The 21196-nt window shown below is 65.9% G+C and carries 21 protein-coding genes and 1 tRNA gene; 11 read left to right on the top strand and 11 right to left on the bottom strand.

Annotated features, from left to right (window positions below; all coding sequences use genetic code 11):
• The first annotated feature begins 116 nt into the window (after positions 1 to 116).
• A complete protein-coding gene (locus E5162_RS07980; protein WP_135944661.1) occupies positions 117 to 683 on the top strand; it encodes an HNH endonuclease in 567 nt (188 codons plus the stop codon).
• A 279-nt stretch (positions 684 to 962) separates the two neighbouring features.
• Positions 963 to 1799: an HAD family hydrolase gene (locus tag E5162_RS07975; RefSeq protein ID WP_135944659.1), complete on the top strand. Its 837-nt coding sequence runs from the start codon at positions 963 to 965 to the stop codon at positions 1797 to 1799.
• A 27-nt stretch (positions 1800 to 1826) separates the two neighbouring features.
• Here the strand turns inward: E5162_RS07975 and E5162_RS07970 are convergent, their stop codons facing one another.
• From E5162_RS07970 to E5162_RS07960, 3 genes are read right to left on the bottom strand one after another with little or no spacing between them, the layout of a single operon-like run.
• Positions 1827 to 2405, bottom strand: a complete 579-nt coding sequence (locus E5162_RS07970) for a demethoxyubiquinone hydroxylase family protein (RefSeq protein WP_135944658.1) — start codon at positions 2403 to 2405, stop codon at positions 1827 to 1829.
• Positions 2402 to 2929, bottom strand: coding sequence for a disulfide bond formation protein B (locus E5162_RS07965; RefSeq protein ID WP_135944656.1), 528 nt, complete (start codon positions 2927 to 2929; stop codon positions 2402 to 2404). The genes E5162_RS07970 and E5162_RS07965 overlap by 4 nt, the downstream gene beginning before the upstream one ends.
• Positions 2929 to 3651 carry an exopolysaccharide biosynthesis protein gene (locus tag E5162_RS07960; protein ID WP_233342066.1) on the bottom strand — a complete coding sequence of 241 codons (723 nt, stop codon included), beginning with the start codon at positions 3649 to 3651 and terminating at the stop codon, positions 2929 to 2931. Before E5162_RS07960 ends, E5162_RS07965 begins: the two co-directional genes overlap by 1 nt.
• A 92-nt stretch (positions 3652 to 3743) precedes the next feature.
• Between E5162_RS07960 and E5162_RS07955 the strand changes: the two genes are divergently transcribed.
• Positions 3744 to 3830, top strand: a tRNA-Leu gene (locus tag E5162_RS07955).
• A gap of 23 nt (positions 3831 to 3853) precedes the next feature.
• Here E5162_RS07955 and E5162_RS07950 read toward each other — a convergent pair.
• Together E5162_RS07950 and E5162_RS07945 are read right to left on the bottom strand one after the other, a co-directional pair.
• The gene (locus tag E5162_RS07950; RefSeq protein WP_135944654.1) at positions 3854 to 5581 is read right to left on the bottom strand and encodes a sensor histidine kinase; all 1728 of its coding nucleotides are present in this window, start codon (positions 5579 to 5581) and stop codon (positions 3854 to 3856) included.
• A gap of 233 nt (positions 5582 to 5814) precedes the next feature.
• Positions 5815 to 6015, bottom strand: coding sequence for a NepR family anti-sigma factor (locus E5162_RS07945; RefSeq protein WP_135944652.1), 201 nt, complete (start codon positions 6013 to 6015; stop codon positions 5815 to 5817).
• A 165-nt stretch (positions 6016 to 6180) separates the two neighbouring features.
• On the opposite strand from E5162_RS07945, the gene E5162_RS07940 reads away from it, so the two are divergent.
• Both E5162_RS07940 and E5162_RS07935 read left to right on the top strand, forming a co-directional pair.
• Entirely contained in the window at positions 6181 to 6969 is a 789-nt protein-coding gene (locus E5162_RS07940) for a response regulator (RefSeq protein ID WP_135944650.1), read from the top strand.
• 3 nt (positions 6970 to 6972) lie between these two features.
• Positions 6973 to 7146, top strand: coding sequence for a DUF1328 domain-containing protein (locus tag E5162_RS07935; protein ID WP_135944648.1), 174 nt, complete (start codon positions 6973 to 6975; stop codon positions 7144 to 7146).
• On the opposite strand, the gene cydC is transcribed toward E5162_RS07935, so the two are convergent.
• The 3 genes from cydC to E5162_RS07920 form a co-directional block, all read right to left on the bottom strand.
• A complete protein-coding gene (cydC, locus tag E5162_RS07930; RefSeq protein WP_135944646.1) occupies positions 7143 to 8864 on the bottom strand; it encodes a thiol reductant ABC exporter subunit CydC in 1722 nt (573 codons plus the stop codon). The genes E5162_RS07935 and cydC overlap by 4 nt on opposite strands.
• The gene (cydD, locus tag E5162_RS07925; RefSeq protein ID WP_135944644.1) at positions 8861 to 10534 is read right to left on the bottom strand and encodes a thiol reductant ABC exporter subunit CydD; all 1674 of its coding nucleotides are present in this window, start codon (positions 10532 to 10534) and stop codon (positions 8861 to 8863) included. The genes cydC and cydD overlap by 4 nt, the downstream gene beginning before the upstream one ends.
• 93 nt (positions 10535 to 10627) lie before the next feature.
• Positions 10628 to 11293 (bottom strand): helix-turn-helix domain-containing protein, encoded by a 666-nt coding sequence (locus tag E5162_RS07920; RefSeq protein WP_135944642.1) that lies wholly within the window; start codon positions 11291 to 11293, stop codon positions 10628 to 10630.
• Positions 11294 to 11781: 488 nt separating this feature from the next.
• Between E5162_RS07920 and E5162_RS07915 the strand changes: the two genes are divergently transcribed.
• The 6 genes from E5162_RS07915 (at position 11782) to pgeF (ending at position 17810) form a co-directional block, all read left to right on the top strand.
• Entirely contained in the window at positions 11782 to 13581 is a 1800-nt protein-coding gene (locus E5162_RS07915; protein WP_135944640.1) for a long-chain-acyl-CoA synthetase, read from the top strand.
• Positions 13582 to 13583: 2 nt separating this feature from the next.
• Entirely contained in the window at positions 13584 to 14174 is a 591-nt protein-coding gene (locus E5162_RS07910; RefSeq protein ID WP_135944638.1) for a DUF924 family protein, read from the top strand.
• Positions 14175 to 14306: 132 nt separating this feature from the next.
• On the top strand, positions 14307 to 14543 hold the full coding sequence (locus E5162_RS07905; protein ID WP_135944636.1) for a hypothetical protein: 237 nt from the start codon (positions 14307 to 14309) through the stop codon (positions 14541 to 14543).
• Positions 14544 to 14590: 47 nt separating this feature from the next.
• Complete coding sequence (locus tag E5162_RS07900; protein ID WP_135944634.1) at positions 14591 to 15520, top strand: alpha/beta hydrolase fold domain-containing protein; 930 nt, start codon at positions 14591 to 14593, stop codon at positions 15518 to 15520.
• 45 nt (positions 15521 to 15565) lie between these two features.
• Positions 15566 to 17014 (top strand): protein adenylyltransferase SelO family protein, encoded by a 1449-nt coding sequence (locus E5162_RS07895; RefSeq protein WP_135944633.1) that lies wholly within the window; start codon positions 15566 to 15568, stop codon positions 17012 to 17014.
• Positions 17015 to 17027: 13 nt separating this feature from the next.
• Entirely contained in the window at positions 17028 to 17810 is a 783-nt protein-coding gene (gene pgeF, locus E5162_RS07890; protein WP_233342064.1) for a peptidoglycan editing factor PgeF, read from the top strand.
• Here pgeF and E5162_RS07885 read toward each other — a convergent pair.
• Genes E5162_RS07885 through E5162_RS07875 form a run of 3 tightly spaced genes read right to left on the bottom strand, consistent with a single transcriptional unit; the run spans position 17807 to position 21163 of the window.
• Positions 17807 to 18955 (bottom strand): acetate/propionate family kinase, encoded by a 1149-nt coding sequence (locus E5162_RS07885; protein WP_135944629.1) that lies wholly within the window; start codon positions 18953 to 18955, stop codon positions 17807 to 17809. The two genes, pgeF and E5162_RS07885, sit on opposite strands and share 4 nt — an antisense overlap.
• Positions 18952 to 20361, bottom strand: coding sequence for a bifunctional enoyl-CoA hydratase/phosphate acetyltransferase (locus E5162_RS07880; protein WP_206751075.1), 1410 nt, complete (start codon positions 20359 to 20361; stop codon positions 18952 to 18954). Before E5162_RS07880 ends, E5162_RS07885 begins: the two co-directional genes overlap by 4 nt.
• A 10-nt stretch (positions 20362 to 20371) precedes the next feature.
• The gene (locus E5162_RS07875; RefSeq protein ID WP_135944627.1) at positions 20372 to 21163 is read right to left on the bottom strand and encodes an SDR family oxidoreductase; all 792 of its coding nucleotides are present in this window, start codon (positions 21161 to 21163) and stop codon (positions 20372 to 20374) included.
• Positions 21164 to 21196 lie beyond the last annotated feature (33 nt).

Here is a 21196-nt window from a genome sequence, read left to right as displayed (position 1 = left end):
GATCAGGGTTTTGACCAAGGGAGGCGCGTCTTCACGACGATGCACAACATTGCGGACCGGACCCGCGTTCTTGTGAACGCCGGTATCACGGAGATGCTCGCGGAGGTGAGCCGGTGATGCATGTCTCGCGCATCGCTCCGCAGGATCTGCGCTGCCTCGTGCTGAACGCGGACTACCAGCCGCTCTCTTATTATCCGCTGTCGACATGGCCCTGGCAGGAAGCGGTCAAGGCGGTGTTCCTGGAACGCGTCGACATCGTCTCCGAGTACGACCGGGCGATCCGCTCTCCCAGCTTCGAGATGCGCGCGCCCAGCGTGGTTGCCCTGCGCGACTATATCAGCCAGGACCGGCCGCCGGCCTTTACCCGCTTCAACGTCTTCCTGCGCGACCGCTTCACCTGCCAGTATTGCGGCACGAACAAGCTGGACATGCTGACCTTCGATCATGTCATTCCGCGCTCGCGCGGCGGGAAGACGACGTGGGAGAATATCGTCGCAGCCTGTGCGCCGTGCAATCTGAAGAAGGGCGGGATGCTGCCGCGCGAGGCGCGCATGCCGCTGCTCCAGGCGGCCGAACGGCCCAGCATGCACCAGCTGCAATATACCGGCCGCCGCTTCCCGCCGAAATACCTGCACGAAAGCTGGCTCGACTATCTCTACTGGGACGTCGAGCTGGAGGCGTAGACGCTCAAGGTCGGCCCGCCCCCTCAGTCACGGCCTTCGGCCGTGACAGCTCCCCCGCAAGCAGGGGAGCACATCGGTGCCTCGCTTTGGCGATCACCTACTGCCTTTGAGATGTCCTCCCCCGTTTACGGGGGAGGTGTCGCCGGAGGCGACGGAGGGGGCGAGATCGAAGCGCGCCCACCCGCTTCGTCAGCTTCTCTGCCATGTCTCCCTCAGCTAGGGTCTGCGAGTGTGTCCACTCGAACGCGAGCACACTCAACCCTTCACCGGATACCCCCCATGCCCCGCACCCCCACCATCGCGCTCGCCTACGACTTTGACGGCACGCTCTCGCCCGGCTCGATGCAGGAGCATTCCTTCATCCCCGAGATCGGGGAGGAGAAGGACGCGTTCTGGAAGCGGGTGAACGGCGAGGCGGCGCGCCTGGGCGCCGACAATATCCTCATCTACATGCACGAGATGGTGAAGGCGGCCCGCCGGGAGGGAAAACGCTTTCGCCTGGACGATATCCGGCGCCATGGCGCCGATATCGGCTTCTTCCCCGGTGTGGCCGATGGCTGGTTCGAACGGCTGCGCGCGCACGGGGCCGGGCAGGGCGTTAAGGTACAGCACTTCATCATCTCGTCGGGGCTGAAGGAGATGATAGCCGCCAGCGCGATCGGTCCCGAATTCGAGGCCATCTTCGCCAGCGAGTTCAAATACGACGCCAACGACGTGCCCGAATGGGCGGCCTCTGCGGTGAATTACACCAACAAGACCCAGTTCCTGTTCCGTATCAACAAGGGCGCGCTGGACCTGTCCGACCATTCCGAGGTCAACAAGTATGTTCCCGAAGATGACCGCCCGGTGCCCTTCCGCAACATGATCTATATCGGGGACGGGGATACCGATGTGCCGTGCATGCGCACGGTCAAGGAGCAGGGCGGGGTCTCCATCGCCGTTCACCCGGCCGGCGATGCTGTGCTGGCGGAGAAGACCGCCGCGCTGAAGACCGACCGGCGCGTCCAGTTCACCGCCGATGCGGACTATTGCGACGGCTCCCCGCTCGACGCCTATGTGAAGGCGGCCATCGACAAGATGGCGGCGGTCGAACGCTTGCGGGCGCTGGAGGGGTAGGCGGCGGTGTGGTCTGCGTCGGGGTCGCTAGACCTTCTCCGTCACCTTGATCGCGATCCGGCAGCCGGTCTTGATCAGGCCGGACAATAGCGGATAGGCGAAGGCATCCTTCGCGCCTTCCTCGGCGGCCAGGTCCTTGTGGGCGACTTCTTCCTCGCGGAACCGGTCGAAGGTTTCGGCCAGCTCGGTCTCGCCGGCGGCTTCCAGCTCGACGACCTGGTCGCCGTAATGGCCCTCGATGACGCTTTCCACCGCTTCGGTGCAGGCGTGGGCCGCCTTCTCGCCCATCAGCGCGGTCGCGGCGCCGAGGCCGAAACCGGCCAGAGTCCAGATCGGGCCGAGCGCGGTCGGGCGCACATTGCGCTCCATCAGGAGCCGGTCGAAGGCGCGAAGATGGTGCTGCTCGTCGGCTTCCATATGGCGAAGCTGACTGGCGATGCGCGCCTTGTGCGGCAGGCGCGAGAACACGGCGAGCTGGCCTTTATAAATCTGGACGGCGCCGTATTCGCCGGCATGATCGACACGGATCATCTCGCCGGTGCGTCCGGCGCGGTCGATCATCCCGGGGCGTTTGACCTGGCGGCGCTGAAATCGGGTCTCGCTCATCGGGTCTGGATCTCCGTATTGCGGAAGGCGCTCGCGAAGGACGCAGCGGCCAGGAGGATGGAGAGGATCGCATTCCATCCCGCCATCGAGACGCCGAGCATCGACCACGCCACCTCGTCGCACAACACGACATTGGTGCGTGAATTCAGCGCGGCGGAGAGGTCGGACAGGCTGAACTCGCCGCCGCCGGAAGCCGTGCAGGTGGACGGTCCCGGCCAGAAGCCGTACTCGATGCCCGCGTGGTAGGCTGCCCAGTAAGCGCTGACCAGAAAGATCAGTCCGAGCACCCAGCACAATAGCCGGGATATCCGGCGTGCCTGCCCGCTCAGCCCGATCGCGGCGGCGCTGGCGAGCCCGAAGACGATCGCGGCGGCGTGCGCCCAGCGCTGTGTCAGGCAGAGCGGGCAGGGCGGCAGCCCGCCGAGATATTCGAAGGCGAAGGCGCCGCCCAGCAGCGCGGCCGAGGCGAGGCCGCCGATCAGAGGCCAGCGCACCGGGTGAAGGATGAAGGTGACGATCCGCATTATCCGGCCGCTCCCAGCAAGTTTCTGATGAAGTCCTTCAAGATCGTCACGAACGCATCGCCCAGGATCACGAACCCGCCCACCAGCAAGGTGATCCAGGCCAGGCCGAGCAGAAGGCCGGCAACGATCAGGAGCCCGTCACGCGTGATCAGGCCGAGGGCGGCGATGACGATTGCGATGCCCGGCACGGAGTTGGTCAGCGGCAGGGGCACCAGAATGGAGCAGCAGAACAAGACGAAGACCATGCCGATCACGCGCTCCGCACGCGGCCCGGAGAGGACAAGCAGGCGGGGCCGGGCGAGGGTCTCCAGCCAGCCGAACCATTTGCGCGCGCCGTGCGCCATCTGGCGCAGGCCCGCCTTGTCGATCTTGCGATTCCTGAACCGGGCCGGCAGCCAGGGTTCGGACCGGCCCGCAGCCATCTGGACGGCCAGGACGATCATCGGCAGGGCGACCAGCTGCGGGATGCCGTAGAGGAAGGGGATGCACACCGGAATGGCGAGCGCGAACAGCACCATGCCGAAGGCGCGTTCGCCCAGGCCCTCGAGGAAATCCTCAAGGCGCAGCCCATCGTCCGGCGCGGCCTGATAAATCGCCTCCAGCGCGGCGATCAGGCCGTCGCGCGGGGCCAGTTCCTCGTCGATCGGATCATGGGAATTCGGCCCGTCCATCACCGGTGTCCTGACGTGGGAGGAGAGAATGGACGCGACAGTAGAGCGCACGATTTGCACCGTCCAGATCGCACAGCTGCATCATGTGGCGCACCCTCTCGACCGGGGCCGGACGGTGTTATAGAAAGCGGCGTCCACGGCATGCGGGCGTGGCGGAATTGGTAGACGCAGGGGACTCAAAATCCCCCGGTGTAACAACCTTGTCGGTTCGAGTCCGACCGCCCGTACCATCAGGCTTCCGCGATCGTTCGCGTTATTTGAAGTCGGCCGTATGGCCGTCCAGGACCAGCTCCTTGTAGGCGAACCGGATGGCGACCCGGGTCCCGCCGGCGTCGGTCCGGCTGCGCACGATCGTACCGGACAATTGCTGGGCAAAAGCCTGCATCAGCGTCGAGCCGGTGCCTTCGCTCGCATCCTCGGCGAGGCCGGAGCCGTCGTCTTCCACCGCGATCTCGAACATATCTTCCTCGTCGTGGATCAGGCTGACCAGGATGGCGCCGGAGGTGCGGTCCTCGAAGGCATGCTTGAACGCATTGTTGGCAGCTTCGGTGACGAAGAGGGCGAGCGGGACGGCGTAGTCCGGCTCCATCTCGATTTCCGTGCTATCCACCTTGACCGCGACGGTTTGTTCGCTCGCCTGGGAGGCGTCGGAAACATAATTGAGCAATTCGTGCAGGAAGGGGCGCATTTCCACCCGGCGCAGGTCTTCAGCCTCGTACAGGCTGCGGTGCACAAGGGCGAGCGCGTTGATGCGCCGGCGCGCTTCATAGAGGGCGGCCCGGCCCGGCCCGTCGGGCAGGCGGCCGGCCTGAAGGTTCAACAGCGAAACGATGACCTGGAGATTATTCTTCACCCGGTGGTGAATTTCGCGCAGCAGCGCGCTGCGTTGCTCCAGCGCGCTTTCCAGCTCCTGATGCTGGCGACGCAGCGACGCGGCCATGTTTGCCAGCGTGTCGGCCAGCTCCTCGACCTCCAGCGGCGCGCGCTTGGCCCGTGAGGGGTCGATGTCCAGACGCCCGTCGCCATACAGGCGGGCGATCCGGCGCAGATAGGTCAGCCAGCGCAGCACGAAACGGTCGATCGCGATCCAGACGCACACGATCGCCAGCGCCCACATCAGCGTCGGGATCAGGATGGTGCCGACCAGGTCGAACCCGGCCCACACCGAGTAGGCCGGTCCGCGCGGACTGACCACGAGCGTGCCGACATGCCCGTTGATCAGGGGCGAGAGGAGAAGCAGGGCGCCGTCGGCAAACTCCGCATCGTGCACGATCTGCGTCACGTCGGCACTGACGAGCTCGTTCAGATAGGGTTCCGGGATACGGTCGAAAGGTAGCGGCTCGGCGGTCTGCGTGATGGTGAAGATGCCATCCGGGTCCCACAGCGCGAGCGTCGCGCCCTCCGGGAGCAGGTCTTCCTGCAGGCGCGTCGTGGCGGCATCGATATCGATGGCGATCCCGATATAGCCTGCAAAATTGTCCGGCGTGCCGCGGCGCCGGGCGGCAATCAGGATCGGGCGTTTCGACATCGGGCCGAAGACGACGCGGCTCACGCCGGTTTCATCGCCATTGCGCAGGCGTTCGAACAGCGCGCGATCCGCGGGGACATCCCCCTCTTCCGGCGGCGGCAAGACAGAACATTCGATCTGGCCGTAGGCGTTGATCAGGGTGATGTTGGAAATGGCCGGATCGTTGTCGGCGATGCGGGCGAGCGCTTCATCGCATTCGGCGCGCGGCCGGCTGATGCCGTACCCGCCTTCCTCGATCGCCGAGGAAATGCCGAGTGCGCGCTGGAGCGCGGAATCCAGTTCCTCGGCGGCAATCGCGCTGGCCGCATCGAGGGTTTGAAGGTGTTCGCGCCGCTCGTCCTCGAACTCGACCGCCCCCTGGATGATGGACAGCGTGAGCAGCGGCGTGAGCGCGATTGCGAGAATGGCTACGAGCTGCAGTCGCAGGCTTCGCCGGATATGCGGCAGCGCCATGTCGGACCTCCAAGCGAACCGGATAACCCGCCCCGGACGACGGGGCGCAGTCCGGCGCCGAATTCTGCACGACCGGTCGGTCCGGTCACGAATGAAACCGCCTGGCCGGGCCGGATGCTCGGCAAGTCAGACGCACTGAGTAACGCGCTCCCGTCCAGGAAGTGCCGCGTGGTTATGAATTTTCTCAGTTAATAAAAGTCTGCAGCCGGCGCGCAAGCCCACCGTGTTCGCGGTCAGTCCGCGCTTTCAGGCCGGCGGGTCCGGGAATCCAGCCGGTCCAGGAGGGCATCGATGTCGTCAGGCACACCGTCGGACACGACATCGTCATAGAGACCGCGCAGCTGACGGCCGATGGCCCGCTGGCGCACGCGCGCTTCCTTCAAGCGGGTATCGTCCTTGCGATCCGCATCCGTATCTGCCTGAAAATCCCTCATGCTCACTCTACAACTGTCTTGTCTTCGTTTAGGCTTGCCTTTCATTGGCAGGTTGTTGAACGTATAACTGCGCACATGGTTCCGGCTGCCTGCAGAGAGTGGAACCTTCCGCGCGCGCACGCGTTTCTGCTCCTCAATTGGTAAAACTGACTGACCGGGACACCCATGCCATTTAGCACAGCCATTCGTCCTCATATTCCCTATCTGCGCCGATATGCCCGCATCCTGACGGGCTCCCAGGAAAGCGGCGATGCCTATGTGCGCGCCGCTCTCGAGGCGGCCATCGAGGGTGCCGAGGAGATCGATCGCGATCTTCCGCCCAACGTGGCGCTCTATCAGCTTTTTCACGCGACCTGGAAAACCAGCGGAGCCCGGCTGGACCGGCCCGGCGGCGATGGCGAGAAGCGCCAGCTCGGCGAACTTCCGCCCGAGGCGCGCCAGATGCTGCTCCTGACCGCGGTCGAGAACTTTTCTGTCGACCAGGCGGCCACCATCCTGCGCATCGATGTAGGATCGGCGAAGAGTAATCTGATCGAGGCGCAGACCTATCTGGAAAACGGTATGGCGACTGAAGTCCTGATCATCGAAGACGAGCCCATCATCGCGCTCGATCTGCAGTCCATCGTCGAGCGTATGGGCCACAAGGTGGTCGGCGTCGCACGGACCCGTGACGAGGCGGTCAGGCTGGCCAACGAGCATAGTCCGCGCCTGGTGCTGGCCGACATTCAACTGGCCGACAACAGCTCGGGCATCGATGCCGCCCACGATATCCTCAAGGACCATCGTGTCCCGGTCATCTTCATCACCGCCTATCCCGAGCGTCTGCTGACCGGTGAGAAGCCGGAGCCGACCTATCTCATCACCAAGCCCTTCATGCCCGAAACCGTCGCCGCGACGATCAGCCAGGCACTGTTCTTTGCCGGAGACGAGGAACGGGCCGAGGTCGCGGAGTAGGCGATGTTCGGTCTGGCCCTGCTGTTCTTCGTGGTCGCGCTGATTGCCGGCGCGTTCGGTTTCTTCGGTCTGGCCGGAATGGCGGCCGTCATCGCCCAATGGGTGTTCTTCATCGCGCTGGCGCTTGCGGTAGTGTCCGCGATTTTCCAGGCGCTGCGCGGCGACCCGCCCGTCTAGCCGGCGGGCCGATACTCAGGAAACAGGCGTGAAAACGCCGTGGAAGGCCCGGTCAGCGATGCGACCGGGCCTTTTTGCGCGATGTGCCCATTGTCCAGCACGATGGCCTCGCGTGCCGCGTCGATCACGCGCGCGCGATGGGTCACCAGAAGGAAGGAGCGGCGCTCGTCGGCGTCCGCCCAGTCCCCCAGCGACGTCAGGAAATCGTGCTCCAGCGGCGCATCCAGGCCCTCCGTGGGCTCGTCGAGCAGCAGCATGGGCGCCCCGGTGACGAAGGCGCGCGCCAGCGCGATCCGGCGCGCCTGGCCGCCCGACAGCGCCGAGCCGAATTCGCCGAGCCAGGTGTCCAGCCCGTCGGGCAAGGCGCGCACCACATCGTCTGCGCGCGCCAGTTCGAGGGCTTTCCACAAGGCGCCGTCCTCGGCCCCGGGCGCGCCCAGACGCAGATTTTCGCGTACGCTGGCCGAGATCAGCTCGGCGCGCTGATCGACGAGGGCAAAGCGCCGGCGCACCTCGCGCGGATCCAGCGTGGTCACGTCCTGACCGCCGAGCCATACCGTGCCGGCCGGCACCGGATAGAAGCGCATCAGAATCTTGATCAGGCTGGACTTGCCCGAGCCGGAGGCGCCGGTCAGCGCAAGCCGGCTTCCTTCCGGCAACCCCAGCGAGACATGCTCCAGGGCCGGGGTTTCGCTGCCCGGGTAGGCAAAGCTGAGGGCTTCCACGCGCACGTCGTGACGCCCGGACGGAGCGACCGGGGCTGCCGGGGTGACCACGTCGCCTGTCTGCTCGGCGATGGCGCGCAGACGGGCGGCCGATCGCTGCATCCGGCCATAGCCTTCCGCGGCCTGCACCAGCGGCGCGGCCCCTTCAAACAAGGCGAAGGCTGCAAATCCGCACAGGACAGCCAGGCCCGCACCGGCGCCGCCAGCGGTCGCCAGACCGAGCGCGGTGACAAGCGCCAGGGGCGCGCCGAGTGCCAGCACGGCGCTGTTGATCATCGTCAGCCGCGCGAGATCGCGCTGCGCCGATGTCCAGGCCCGCGAGGCCTCGTCCAGCCGGTGACGCACGCGCGTATCGGCCCCGTAGGCCTTGAGCTCGGCGAGCCCGGCGGCCAGATCGCCGGCCTCCGCGCGCACCAGGGCGGCCATGTCGCTGGCGCGCTCGCCCGCCTTGCGGCTGGCACGCGCGGTCAGCACCGGCAGGCCTGCCGCGCTCGCCAGAAAGAGAAACAGGATGGCCGGCAGGGCGAGGGGCGCGGCCAGAGCCAGCAGGACCGCGACTCCGGCGGCGCCGGCCGCGGCCGCAGCGACCGGCGTGAGAAAGCGCAGGTACAATCCGTCGAGCGCATCCACATCGCCAGTGACGCGGGCGACGAGATCCCCGCTGCGCATCCGGGCGATGCCGCCCGGAGATAGCGGGATCAGGCGTTCGAACGTCCAGACGCGAAGCCGGGCGAGAATGCGGAAGGTGGCGTCATGGGTGACGAGACGCTCGGCGTAGCGCGAGACCGGTCGCAGAAGCGCGAACGCTCGCACGCCGCGCGTGGCGGCCAGCGCGCTGGCCAGGCCGCCCGCTGCCGCAGCGGCGATGAACCAGCCGGAAACCGCGATGAGCCCAATTCCGGCCAGCAGAGTGACGGCGGCCAGAGCGGCGCCGAGCCGCAACCAGATCGCGTGCGGGCGCGCCAGCGCCAGGAAGAAACCCAGGTCCTTCATGATCCCGCCTCTTCGCCCGACAGGTCCACGATCCGTGCACAGACCGCCCTGGCCGCGGGGCTATGCGTCGCCATCAGGACGGTGCGTCCCTCGGCTGCTTTCGTCAGCGTATCGAGGAACAGCGCTTCGGCCTCCCCGTCGAGATGGGCGGTCGGTTCGTCGAGCAGGAGGACGGGCATGTCGGCGGCAAGCGCGCGCGCCAGGGCCACACGCTGGGCCTGACCGCCCGAAAGACCGTAGCCGCGCTCGCCCAGCATCGTGTCCAGACCCTCGGGGAGCCCGGTGGCAAATCCCATGGCCCCGCTGGCTTCGGCGGCGGCGCGGATGCGCGCTGGCTCGATTGTCTCATCGAAAAGCGCGATATTCTGCGCCAGCGTGCCGTGGAAAAGCCGGGGGCGCTGACCGATCCAGGCGGCCTGTCCCAGCAAGGGCGCGTGCGCCGGGTCCCCGTTGATGCGAATTTCCCCCGCCGAGAGCGGCACATATCCCATCAGGGCTTTCAGCACGGTCGACTTGCCACAGCCCGACGGTCCCCACAGCGCAGTGATCTGCCCGGCCTCGGCGGTGAAGCTCAGCGGTGCCAGTCCGCGCCGCCCGTCCGGGTATATCACCTCGCCTTCAGCCAGGCCGATCGACGGCGCACCGGAGCTGCGCACCGGGCCGGCCGCGCTGTCGCGCGCTTCGCCCTCGAACAGCGGAGCGAGAGACTCTGCCGCGGCTTCGGCATCGGCACGGTCGTGATAGGCGGCAGAGAAGCGGCGCAACGGCATGTAGAATTCCGGCGCCAGCAACAGGAGGAAAAGTCCCTCGCCCAGTGTCAGGCCGGCTCCGAGGCCCGCGACGGGCCGATCCATCAGTGCGAGGCCGATAAAGATCGCGATCGCGGCGATGGCAAGGGCCGACACCGCCTCGAGGACAAGGGAGGAAAGGAAGGCGCGCCGCAGAACGCGCATTGTGCGTACACGGAAATCGTCTGCGGCGCGGGCCAGGCCGTCCGCTTCGCGCTCGGCCGCGTTGAAGGCGACCAGTGTGTCGAGCGTTTGTATACGGTCATTGAACCGGCCGGCCAGGCGCTGAAGCGTGATCAGCTGGTCCCGGCTCGCCGCGGCGGCACCGGCCCCTGCCAGTGCCATGGCAAGGATGAGGACTGGCGCGCTCACCATCAAGATGATGGCGCCGGTGACGCTGACCGCGCCCGCAGCCAGGATCAAGATCATCGGACCACCCAGCATGACCGGCATGAGCGGGCGGTAGCGGGCAAAATACCCGTCGAGCTTCTCGACGCCATCGGTGAGGGTCGAGGCCAGCTCTCCGCTATCGATGCGTTCGCTGAAGGCCGGGCCGCGTGCGGCCAGCGCCCGGGCGGCCTGTTCGCGCACACTCTGCCTGACCGTGGTCGAGGCCTCCACACCTGCACGGATCTCTCCGGCCTGACATGCGGCCCGTAGCGCCGCCAGCAACAGTGTCGCGCCGAGCCATGCCAGCGCAGGCTGGCCGGAAAAAAACGCTTCGAGCGCCTGACCCGCCGACCAGGCAAAGCCGGCATAGGCGGCAAACTGTGCAATGCCGAGACCAGAGGCGAGTGCCATCGGGCCGCGGGCAGGCCGGGCCCAGCCTTCCAGTCGTGCTTTGAGCGTAGTGTGGTTGGGTGAAGGGCTCGCCGGCGTCATTCAAATCGGTCTAGCACGAAACGTGAGGAAGCAAGCGTGACGTCCTGCCTCATATCGATCCGGCTGAAAAGGCGTGCGGTGTAAGGGACGTGCTCAGCGAGCCGGTGGCCCAGGCGGCTGGTCCTGGAGCAACTGGCGTGCGGGAACCGGCTTGCTGCGACCGAACAGGTAGACGAGCAGGCTCTCGCCTTCATTCTGCAAGCGCGCTTCATAAGCCTCGCGCGCGGCCTCCACATGGGTCGAGTGCAGGTACCAGTTACCAATCTGGTCGCGCACCGGCACATTGATCGTGCGCCAGAACCGCACGGTCTCGCCCGTTTGCGAATACCAGAGGCCGTCCACGGCGGAGACCTCGCCGGAGAAGACTCCCAGCCGGATCAGCCGTTCGATCTCGGCGCTGGCCGCCTCGCCCAGCTCCTCGGAAATCATGTGACCCTTGCGATACCCCGTCCAGGGACTGCCGGCCGCCTCGAGCGCGGGGCTGACGGCCTCCACGCGCACATCGCGGTCCTGCAGCGAGCTGAGGACGAGGAGGTGCGGCGAATGCAGGACGGTCGCCAGCCAGTGCTCGAAATGCGGGCGGTGCTTGGGCGTCTGTATGAGCTTGCAGATTCGCTCGGCGAGGCTTTGCGATGGACGCGCATTTCCTGATTCCATTCGGGAAATATAGGCTTGGCTCACACCCAGATGGGAGGCTGCCACGTCCTGTTTCATCCCGACTGTATTGCGGAACTTTCTGAGTTCTGCGCCCCAGTCCATAGTGAACTCCGCATTCTGCGTTCTTCAAGAAACCGAGCGCGTACCAGATTTCTCCGGTGTGGTGTATAACAAGTTGCATATACGCGTACAGCGTGCAGGGCGTGTATTCGGGGTCATGCGAACGATGGCGTAAGTCCGCCTCGCAGCCTGCGCGCGCGAGGATTATAGTCCGCTTTGCAGGTGATCCACGTAGCGCTCCCGGCTCATTTCCGAGTGACTGCTGTGCAGGTACCACGTGGCTTCGCCGTCGAGAACCGGGGTATACGCGTCAAGACCCCAACGGATGTCGGCCATGTGCCCGGTTCCCTGCCGGCTATTGTCTCCCAAATCCGGAGACCAGGACGGCCGTTTGCCGAGCCAAGTGCCGCGGAGGGGTGTTTTTTGGCAGCCCTGCCGGCGTGAGACGCACTCAGCATTCTTGACCGCGCAGGCTTGCTCCCTACTGTCTGCCGAAATGGCGTCGGGCCGTAAAAAGGGGAGAGATGGGCATGGGCGTGTTGCGTGCGATCAAGCGCGAGTGGTTCTACGTCACCGAGTTGCTGCGTCTGCTCGGCAAGCTGAAGAGCATCACTCCGGACTCAGACTACCTGACCGCCGACCTGTTTGAAGACAGTGTGGATGCCCACGCAAAGCGCCCGGCCTTCGTCGATGGCGACATGCAGGTCACCTATGCCGAGTTCGACGCCTATGCGAACCGCGTCGCGAACTGGGCGCTGGCGGGTGGGCTCAAGGCCGGCGACACCGTTGCGCTCTACATGGCCAATCGCTGGGAATACGTCGCGATCTGGTACGGGCTCTCGAAGGTCGGCGTGATTGCCGCCTTACTCAACAACCAGGTCAGCGGCAAGGCGCTCGGCCACGGTCTCAATATTTCCGGCGCCAGCCATGTGATCGTGGAAGGCGAGCTCGCCGAAGAATACGAGAAGGCCCGGCCGTTCTTCGAAGCCGAGCTGACATGCTGGACCACCGATGCGCCGGGAATGGGCGAAGACTTCGATGCCGCGCTGGCGGGTCAGTCCGATACCCGGCCGAACCGCGAACATCGTGCGCATCTGCGGGCCAAGGATGCCTGCATGAAGATGTACACGTCCGGCACTACGGGCCTGCCGAAGGCCGCGATCGTGGCCCACACGCGCTCGCTCTATTACTTGCAGGTCTTCGGCACGATTGTGCGGGCCAAGCCGTCCGACCGGATGATGATGGTGCTGCCGCTGTATCACGCGACGGGCGGCCTGTGCGGGATTGGCGCGGCGCTGTCCTTCGGCGGCGCGGCGATCATCCGGCGCAAATTCTCCGCCTCGCGCTTCTGGGACGATGCGATCGAGAACAAGGCGACCTTGTTCATGTATGTCGGCGAGCTGTGCCGTTTCCTGGTCGCTGCGGAGCCGAGCAAGGCGGAGAAGAAACACAAGATCCGCGCCGCCATCGGCAACGGTCTGCGTCCTGACGTGTGGCCGCGCTTCGTGAAGCGCACCGGCATCTCGCGCGTTGTGGAGTTCTACGGGGCGACCGAGGGCAATGTCGGCCTGGTCAATCTGGACTCCCAGCCCGGCGCGATCGGGCGCATTCCGCCTTACCTGTCCTGGCGCTTCAACGTGAACCTGGTGAAGTTCGATCTCGATGCCGAGGAGCCGGTTCGCAATAGCGACGGTCGCTGCATCGAGGTGGAGCCCGGCGAGGTGGGCGAGGCGATCGGCGAGATCCGCGCCGACGATGCGCGCTACCGCTTTGACGGCTACCAGGACGAGGAAGCGACCAAGAAGAAGATTCTCACCGACGTGTTCGAAGCCGGAGACGTCTATTTCCGGACCGGCGACCTGATGCGCCGCGACAAGCTGGGCTATTACTATTTCATCGACCGGGTGGGCGACACCTTCCGCTGGAAGTCGGAAAACGTGGCCACGTCCGAAGTCAGCGAAGTGCTCGGCATGGATGAGGGTGTCGTTCAGGCCAATGTCTATGGCGTCGAGGTCGCGGACTATTCGGGCAAGGCCGGCATGGCCGCGCTTGTGGTCAACGACAAGTTCGACCTCGCCCGGCTGCATGCGCTGGTCCACAAGGAGTTGCCGCACTTTGCCCGGCCGCTCTTCCTGCGCATCCACCAGGAGGACCCCAGCGCACACACGACCGGCACCTTCAAGATGAAGAAGACCGATCTGGTCACCCAGGGCTGGGACCCCGACAAGGTCGAGGAGCCGCTCTATCTCGACGATCCCGATTCGGGCGCGTATGAAGCCCTGACCGCGGACCTGCGCGATGAGGTCCAGTCCGGCCGGAAGCGCGTCTAGCGATGCGTGTGGGACCGGACGACATTCTCGATTTCTGGTTCAGCGACCGCGCTCGCGAGCGCTGGTTTGCGAGCGATGCCGCTTTCGACGCCTCGGTCAGGCGGTTGTTCGCGCCGCTATGCTTCGACCTTGACCGCGCACCGTCGGTCGATGGCCATCCCTGGCTTGACGGGCCGGAGGGCGCGCTTGCGCTGATCGTGGCGTGCGACCAGTTCACGCGCAATGTCTGGCGCGGCACGCCGATGGCGTTCGCCCTCGATACCAAGGCAAGAGCCGCTGCCCTCCATTCGCTGGACTCCGGCTATGACTGGGTGTTCGAAAATGAGGCCCGCAGCCTGTTCTACATGCCTTTCATGCATGCCGAATCGATGGAAGCGCAGGATCTCTGCGTCGCGCTGTGCGAGACCCGGCTCGGCGAGGAGGTGTCCACGACGCGCCATGCGCGCGCACACCGCGACCTCATTGCCCGCTTTGGCCGCTTCCCGCACCGCAATGCGATCCTCGGCCGGGAGAGCACACCGGAGGAAAGCGAATTCCTGCGCAGCGGGGGGTATGCACCCGGCGCGAAACGCCAGGCAAAAACCTCCAGCTGAGTCACAATTGCCCGGTTTGTCGAGCTTGTGGATAAGTTTTTATATAACAATAACATACAGATAGGCTTTTCCGGCGCTGGCGCAGCCCTTGCGTGGACGTCGGGACACTCTGTCCCGTCCCTGGAGCTATCCATGACTGTCCAAGCCGCGCGCGCCTCGCGTATTACGCCCGACGACATCCGCAACATCGCCTTCACCCTGGTCGAGCGTCACGGTGCCCAGGCGCTGGGCTACGCCGACCTGGCGGTTGAAGAGATGGAGGAGAAGGGCGAAGAGGCGAGTGCCGAGGCGTGGCGGGCGCTGCGTTCGGAGATTGAGGACGCGCTCGATGGCCGCATCGTTCGTAACCGGCAGATTGTGCTGCATTAGCGAAAACATCACTTGCACGCCGGGCTGCGCGGCGTGACCTTATGCTCATGTCCGGCGAAACTTCCCTCTTCGATCATATCTTCAAGAGCAGCGGCCTGGCCGACATGCTGGCGCCGGCCAAGACGACGCCAGCCATGCGTGACGCGCTGGAGAAGGCGGTCCCGCTCATGGAATTGCCGCCGCCCGAGGTGGAGACGGTCGAGGATATTCACATCGCCGGGGGCGAGGGGCCGCGCAATGCCCGCGTCTATATCCCGACCGACGCGATGGATAACGGGGCCGGTCTGGTCTTTTTTCATGGGGGCGGCTTCACGGTCGGAAGTCTCGGCACGTACGATCCGTTTTGCCGACGCCTGGCGGCCGTCTCCGGCGTGCGCATCGTCTCTGTCGATTACCGCATGGCGCCCGAACACCGCTTTCCTGCCGCGGTCGACGATGCCCTCGCCGCCTTCGACACGGTGCGTGCAGGACGGCTTCAATCCTTCGGCTTCAATGCCGATCGCCTCGCCGTGGGCGGAGATTCGGCGGGCGGAAATCTGACCGCGATCGTCACCCAGCAACGGCGAGGCGAGGCCATATTCCAGCTGCTGATCTACCCGCTGCTCCAACTGGTCGAGATCAAGCGCAAGAAATCGCGCTGGCAGGACGGACCCTTCCTGGCCGAACCCACACTCGCGCACATCCGGGAGGTCTATCTGCCCGATCCGGGGACGGCGAGTGATCCGCGGGTATCGCCGCTGCTTGCACCCGACCTGAGGAATCTGCCTCCCGCCTACATCCTGGCGGCCGAGCTGGACCCGCTCCTGGCCGAGGGCGCGGCCTATGCCGACAAGCTCGCGGCCTTCGGCGTGCCGGTCAAACGGGTCGAGTATGCCGGCGTACCCCATGGTTTCGTGAACCTGACCCGGCTTGTCTCCAAAGCCATTCCCGCCATAAATGCAGCCGGCAAGGCCTTGCAGGATGCCATGGCCGACTAGCCGTCCCGCTTGCAGTGTGCATCGCAGCAGCTTAGCTCTTGAGCCATGCCCTTTGACCCCGCCTACAAGCCGGACCCGCGTTTTGCGGCCCTGGGCCCGGATTTCGCCGACCCGGTGGAGCCGGCCGATTTTCCGAAAGCCGAGTTGCGCTTCTGGAATCAGCGCTGGGCGCAGGAGGTCGGCCTGGGTGAGCTGACTGAGGCGGAACGCCAGAGTCATTTCCACCATTTCGATCCCTTGCCGGACAATCAGGCCCGGCCGCTGGCTGTGCGCTATCACGGCCACCAGTTCCGCACCTACAATCCTGAAATCGGAGACGGGCGGGGTTTTCTGTTCGCCCAGCTGCGCGATTCGCGCGGGCGCCTGCTGGATCTGGGCACCAAGGGATCGGGGCAGACACCCTATTCGCGCTCCGGCGACGGGCGGCTGACCTTGAAAGGCGCCGTCCGCGAAGTGCTGGCCAGCGAGATGCTGGAGGCGCTCGGTGTCTACACATCGAAGACACTGGCCGTATACGAGACCGGCGAGCAGCTGCACCGGGGCGATGAACCGTCACCCACGCGCTCGGCCGTGATGACGCGGTTGTCCCACTCGCATGTGCGCTTCGGGATGTTCCAGCGCCACGCCTATTTCGATCGGCCGGATCTCGTCGAAGGCCTGCTCGACTATGCCATCGAGACCTACCACCCAGAAGCGGGCAAGGCATCCGGCCCGGACCGGGCCTCGGCATTCCTGAGGGCGGTATGCGAGAAGAGCGCGGCGCTCGCCGCCCAGTGGATGGCCGCCGGCTTCGTGCACGGCGTGTTGAACACCGACAATCTGGTCGTGACCGGAGAGAGCTTCGACTACGGACCTTGGCGCTTTCTGCCGAGTTTCGAGCCCGGCTTCACGGCGGCCTATTTCGACCAGACCGGCCTCTACGCCTATGCGCGTCAGCCCGAAAGCGTGTTCTGGGCCTTGCAGCAGCTGGCCGGGGCGCTCAGCCTGGTCGGTGACCGGGACGGACTGGTCGAGGCGCTATCGGCCTATCCTGACATGTACAAGCGTGAAGTCCCGCGCGCTTTCCTGCGCCGGCTGGGCCTGGCGGAGACCCCTGGCGAAGCGGGTGTGGAGGCGGACGGTGCATTCGTCAGTGGCTTCCTGAACGCGATGCGCGAGATGCAGCTGCCCTGGGAGCAGGTCTTCTTCGACTGGTTTGGCGGGGCGGCGTCGCAGGCGCGCGCGGACGCCAGCGCCCATGCCGATCAGTACCGGTTGCCGGCCTTCGCGCCGGTGCGCGAGGGGCTGCTCTCGCGTGAGCCAGTGCGCCCCGAACGTCTCGAACACGTCTATTTCAGGCGTGCGAATCCGGTTCACCTCACCATCGAGGCGGTGGAGGCGCTCTGGGCGCCCATCCATGAGGATGATGACTGGAGCGCATACCGCCAGACGCTGGAGGACATCGTCGAAGCTCGCGAGGGTTATGACCTCGGCGAGGGGCGAAGCGGATTTTGACCGAGGAGACGGCGTGAACGATCTTGAATTCTTGACCACCGAACCGGTGAACGGGGCGCTGCGCGTCTTCACCACGCGCACGGGCGGGGTCAGCACCGGCCCGTATGAGAGCCTGAACCTGACCTGGTCGCGCGGGAACGATCCCGATGCGGTGAACGAGAACCGGCAGCGCGTGATGTCTGCACTGGGACTCGACCGCCTGATCTTTGCCAGCCAGGTCCATGGCGATACGGTGCTGCGCGTCGACCGCGTGGGGTCGAAAACCTGGCTGGCCGGGGAGGGCGATGCCCTGATCACCGAGATGCCGGGCATCGGCCTATGCGTGCAAACCGCCGATTGCGTGCCCGTCCTGCTCGTCGACCCGGAAAACCGCGCGATCGGAGCGGTTCATTCGGGCTGGCGCGGCACGGTGAAGAACATCACCGCCAGGACGATCGAAGCGATGAGCCGCGCTTTCGGCAGCGTGCCCGGCGAAATGTACGCGTCGATCGGTCCGGCGATCTGCAAGGCCCACTACCGCGTCGGCCCGGAAGTGCTCGAACAGTTCGAGGCCCAGATCGGCCAGCTGGATTCCACGCTCATCACAGAGCGCGACGAGGAAGGCGGGGCCGGACTCGATGTCGGTGAGGCCGTCCGGCGCCAGCTCGCCGGCGCCGGCATTCCCGAAGAGCAGATCGACCGCGTGGCCGGATGCACTTTCGCCGAGGAGGACCGGTTCTTCTCCTCGCGCCGGGCCGCACGCGACGGCCATCCCGGCGAATTCGGCGGCCAGTGCGGCATCGTGGCGCTACGCTAGCCGATCAAGCCCGCCACATCGCGCGCGATCACACTTTCCTCGTCGGTGGCGATGACCCAGACAGCGACCGGGCTGCCTTCTGCGCTGATCCTGGTTTCCCGCCCGGCACCGGTATTGGCTTCAGCGTCGAGTTCGACACCGAGCCAGGACAGGCCCGCGCAGATTTCCCTGCGGATGAAGGCGGAGTTCTCTCCGATCCCGGCCGAGAAGACGAGTGTATCAAGACCTTCCAGCGTGCTGGCCAGCGCGGCGATCTCCATGCGGCACCGGCGCACGAAATAGGCGAGCGTTTCCTGCGCCTCGGCCGTCCCGCTTTCTTCCAGCTCCCGCATATCGTCTGTCCCGCCGGACAGCCCTTTCAATCCGCTTTGTTTGTAGAGCAGCTCGCTTGCGCCGCCGGCGTCCAGACCTTCATGGCCGATCAGATGCAGCACGGCGCCGGGATCGATCTGGCCACAGCGCGTGCTCATGGGCAGACCGTCAAGCGCGGTCAGGCCCATGGTCGAGCCGAGCGGGGCGCGTCCGTTGACTGCGCACATGGACGCGCCCGACCCCAGGTGGGCGATGACGGTGCGGCGCTCTCCCTCCAGTTCGCAGACCCGGTGTGACAGGTAGTCGTAGGACAGGCCGTGAAACCCGTAGCGGCGAATACCCTCATCGTAATATCGCCGCGGCAACGCGTAGGTGTCGGCAACAAAGGGCTGGGCACGGTGAAAGGCGGTGTCGAAGCTCGCGGTCTGGACCGCGCCGGGAAAACGCGTGCGCGCCGATTCGATACCGGCCAGATTATGCGGCTGATGGCTCGGGGCGAGGGGGATCAGGGCGCGCAAGCGGTCCTCCACACCGTCCTCGATCCGGACTGCGCGGGTGAACGCCGCGCCGCCGTGGACGATGCGGTGGCCGATGGCGCGCATTTGTCTCCCGGCCTCGTCATGAACACGGTCCAGGGCGTATTCGAGCGCCTGCTCGTGGGAGAGCTCGCCCAGGGTTTCTTCGGTTGTCTTTTGATCGGTGCGCGTCAGGGACAGCTTGGCTGTCTTGCCGATGCCGGAGACCGCTCCGCGCAGGCGCCGGGCGCGCCCGTCATCGTCATAGAGGGCAAACTTGATCGAGGAAGATCCGGAATTGAGCGTGACGAGGCTCATCCCTGTTTCAGTGCCTCCACAGGCTCTCCGGCCTTCAGCCAGTGACGGTGCAGCGCCGCGACTGCGCAGGAAACGAGACGCGAGAATTCGCTATCGGCGCGGCTGGTCAGGATCACCGGCACGCGCGTGCCCAGCACTACGCCGGCGGACTCTGCGCGTCCGACAAAGCTGAGCTCCTTGGCCAGCATGTTGGCGGCCTCGATATTCGGGCCGACCAGTATCTGCGCCCGCCCGGCGACCTCGCCGGAGATATTCTTCACCTTGGCGGCTTGCAGGTTGACCGCGTTGTCGAGCGCGAAAGGACCGTCGACCAGCCCGCCCGTGATCTGGCCGCGCTCGGCCATCTTCGACAGCGCAGCGGCGTCGATCGTGGAGGCCAGGGCCGGGTTGACCGTCTCTACCGCCGACAGGATGGCGGCCCTGGGCTCGCCGATCCCCAGTGCCCGCGCCAGGTCGATCGCGTTTTGAACGATGTCGCGCTTGGCCGCGAGCGAGGGCGCGATATTGACCGCCGCATCGGTGACCAGAAGCAGATGATCGAGCCCCGGCGTGTCGAGCACGAAGACGTGGGAGACCCGGCGCTCACTCTTCAGACCGGTCGAGCTGGACAGGATGGCCTTCAGGAAGGTTTCGGTGTGCAGATGCCCCTTCATCACCGATCCGGCCTTGTCCTCGGCGACGAGCCGGCACGCGGTGCGCGCGGCGTCTTCTTCGCCCTCGGCCTCGACGATCTCGATGCCTTCAATATCGCAGCCGGTCGACTTGGCCGCCGCCGCGATCTTGTTGCGATTGCCGACCAGGATCGGGGTGATCAGCCCTTTCTTCGCGGCCGTGACCGCGCCTTCCAGCGCGTCGTCGCTATAGGGGCAGACCACGGCGGTGCCGACCGGATCGAGCGCCTCGCAAGCGGCGACGAGGGCGGCGAACTTGTCGTGGCGGCGTTCGAGCAGCGCGCTGACCTCGGCCCGGCCGAAACTGCGCGCCTGGCGCGGCGGAATCACACTCACCCGCGCATCGAGCGCCATCCCGGACGGGCCGGTAATCCGCCCTTTCAGCGTCAGGACCGACTCGTCCTTTTCTTCGGCTTCGAGTTCGATCGTGACGGTCTCACCCATGCGCACCGGCTCGCCCAGGCGGATTGACCAGGCGGTCTCGCGCGAGCCCGGCCCGGGCAGCTCCGTGCCGATCAGTCCAGACACGAGCGCAGCCAGATAGGCGGCCGGGCAGATCGCCTCGGTCTCGCCATCGCCGTCTCCATCGAGCTCGGGCAGGTGGAGCGGGTTCAGATCGCCGCTCGCGCTGGAATACAGCCGCAAGTCCTGGTGGCTGACGGTATGGGAGCGCTTCGCGCGCATGCCCGGCTCAATCTGATCGAGCGTCAGACCGTCCATTGCCTCGCGGGTCATCCTGCCTCCTTCACATCGGGCGTCCGAGCTTCTCGATCAGCATGCGGCGCAGCTTGCGCATTCCGCCGACCCAGCGGTCGCGATCGGCGCCCTTCATGGCGACGTATTCGGGTGTCTTCTCGTGCGTGGTCACGAGGAAGCGCTTTGTTTTCATGGCGTCGAGAACAATGGCAGCGACCGCGTCAGGTTCCATGTAGCCCCCCAGTCCCTGCGCGCCGCCTTCAATGCCTTCCACCAGCGGCGTCCTCACCCCTTCCGGGCACAGGCAATGGACGTTCAGCCCGTCATCTCCATGGGTGATTGCCAGCGTTTCGGCGACCGAAACGGCTGCGGCCTTGGTCGCGGAGTAGGGCGCATCCCCGATCTGGGCGAGCAGGCCTGCGGCTGAAGCGGTGATGACGAAATGGCCATCGCGCGCGGCCATGGAACGGGCCAGATGGCGCGCCGCGTAGACGCTGGCCATGACGTTCACGTCCCAGCAGAGCTGCCAGCCGGCATTGGGCGCGTCGCCCGCCCCCCAGCCCGGCCCGTCGGTCACGCCGAGCCCGGCATTGGACACGTAGATGTCGACCGGGCCGAGCTTGCGCTCGACCGTGTTGATGAAACGCACCAGCGCGCCTTCATCGCCCACATCGACCGCCTGGCCGAAGCCGCCACAGGCCTCACCCGCCTCGCGGGCCGCGCCGGCATTCAGATCGGCGATGGCGACGCGTGCGCCTGCCGCATGCAGCGCCGTGGCAATCGCGCGGCCGATACCGCTCGCTCCGCCTGTCACAATGGCGACCTTGCTGGACAAATCCATGACTTCAAATCTCCTCGCGTACCGATGCGGGCC

Origin of the sequence: Marinicauda pacifica, assembly GCF_004793635.1 — a bacterium.
In the GTDB taxonomy this organism is placed as follows: domain Bacteria; phylum Pseudomonadota; class Alphaproteobacteria; order Caulobacterales; family Maricaulaceae; genus Marinicauda; species Marinicauda pacifica.
The sequence above is the reverse complement of the archived record's forward strand: the minus strand, read 5'-3'. Positions and strand labels throughout refer to the sequence as shown.

Coding starts and splice junctions, on each gene's coding strand:
- cydC (WP_135944646.1), bottom strand. CDS start 8,864: ATGAAGGACCTGGGTTTCTTCCTGGCGCTGGCGCGCCCGCACGCGATC.
- E5162_RS07940 (WP_135944650.1), top strand. CDS start 6,181: ATGCCATTTAGCACAGCCATTCGTCCTCATATTCCCTATCTGCGCCGA.
- E5162_RS07895 (WP_135944633.1), top strand. CDS start 15,566: ATGCCCTTTGACCCCGCCTACAAGCCGGACCCGCGTTTTGCGGCCCTG.
- E5162_RS07900 (WP_135944634.1), top strand. CDS start 14,591: ATGTCCGGCGAAACTTCCCTCTTCGATCATATCTTCAAGAGCAGCGGC.
- E5162_RS07945 (WP_135944652.1), bottom strand. CDS start 6,015: ATGAGGGATTTTCAGGCAGATACGGATGCGGATCGCAAGGACGATACC.
- E5162_RS07950 (WP_135944654.1), bottom strand. CDS start 5,581: ATGGCGCTGCCGCATATCCGGCGAAGCCTGCGACTGCAGCTCGTAGCC.
- E5162_RS07875 (WP_135944627.1), bottom strand. CDS start 21,163: ATGGATTTGTCCAGCAAGGTCGCCATTGTGACAGGCGGAGCGAGCGGT.
- E5162_RS07965 (WP_135944656.1), bottom strand. CDS start 2,929: ATGCGGATCGTCACCTTCATCCTTCACCCGGTGCGCTGGCCTCTGATC.
- E5162_RS07910 (WP_135944638.1), top strand. CDS start 13,584: ATGCGTGTGGGACCGGACGACATTCTCGATTTCTGGTTCAGCGACCGC.
- E5162_RS07935 (WP_135944648.1), top strand. CDS start 6,973: ATGTTCGGTCTGGCCCTGCTGTTCTTCGTGGTCGCGCTGATTGCCGGC.
- E5162_RS07980 (WP_135944661.1), top strand. CDS start 117: ATGCATGTCTCGCGCATCGCTCCGCAGGATCTGCGCTGCCTCGTGCTG.
- E5162_RS07880 (WP_206751075.1), bottom strand. CDS start 20,361: ATGACCCGCGAGGCAATGGACGGTCTGACGCTCGATCAGATTGAGCCG.
- E5162_RS07970 (WP_135944658.1), bottom strand. CDS start 2,405: ATGAGCGAGACCCGATTTCAGCGCCGCCAGGTCAAACGCCCCGGGATG.
- E5162_RS07975 (WP_135944659.1), top strand. CDS start 963: ATGCCCCGCACCCCCACCATCGCGCTCGCCTACGACTTTGACGGCACG.
- E5162_RS07915 (WP_135944640.1), top strand. CDS start 11,782: ATGGGCGTGTTGCGTGCGATCAAGCGCGAGTGGTTCTACGTCACCGAG.
- E5162_RS07905 (WP_135944636.1), top strand. CDS start 14,307: ATGACTGTCCAAGCCGCGCGCGCCTCGCGTATTACGCCCGACGACATC.
- E5162_RS07885 (WP_135944629.1), bottom strand. CDS start 18,955: ATGAGCCTCGTCACGCTCAATTCCGGATCTTCCTCGATCAAGTTTGCC.
- E5162_RS07920 (WP_135944642.1), bottom strand. CDS start 11,293: ATGGACTGGGGCGCAGAACTCAGAAAGTTCCGCAATACAGTCGGGATG.
- cydD (WP_135944644.1), bottom strand. CDS start 10,534: ATGACGCCGGCGAGCCCTTCACCCAACCACACTACGCTCAAAGCACGA.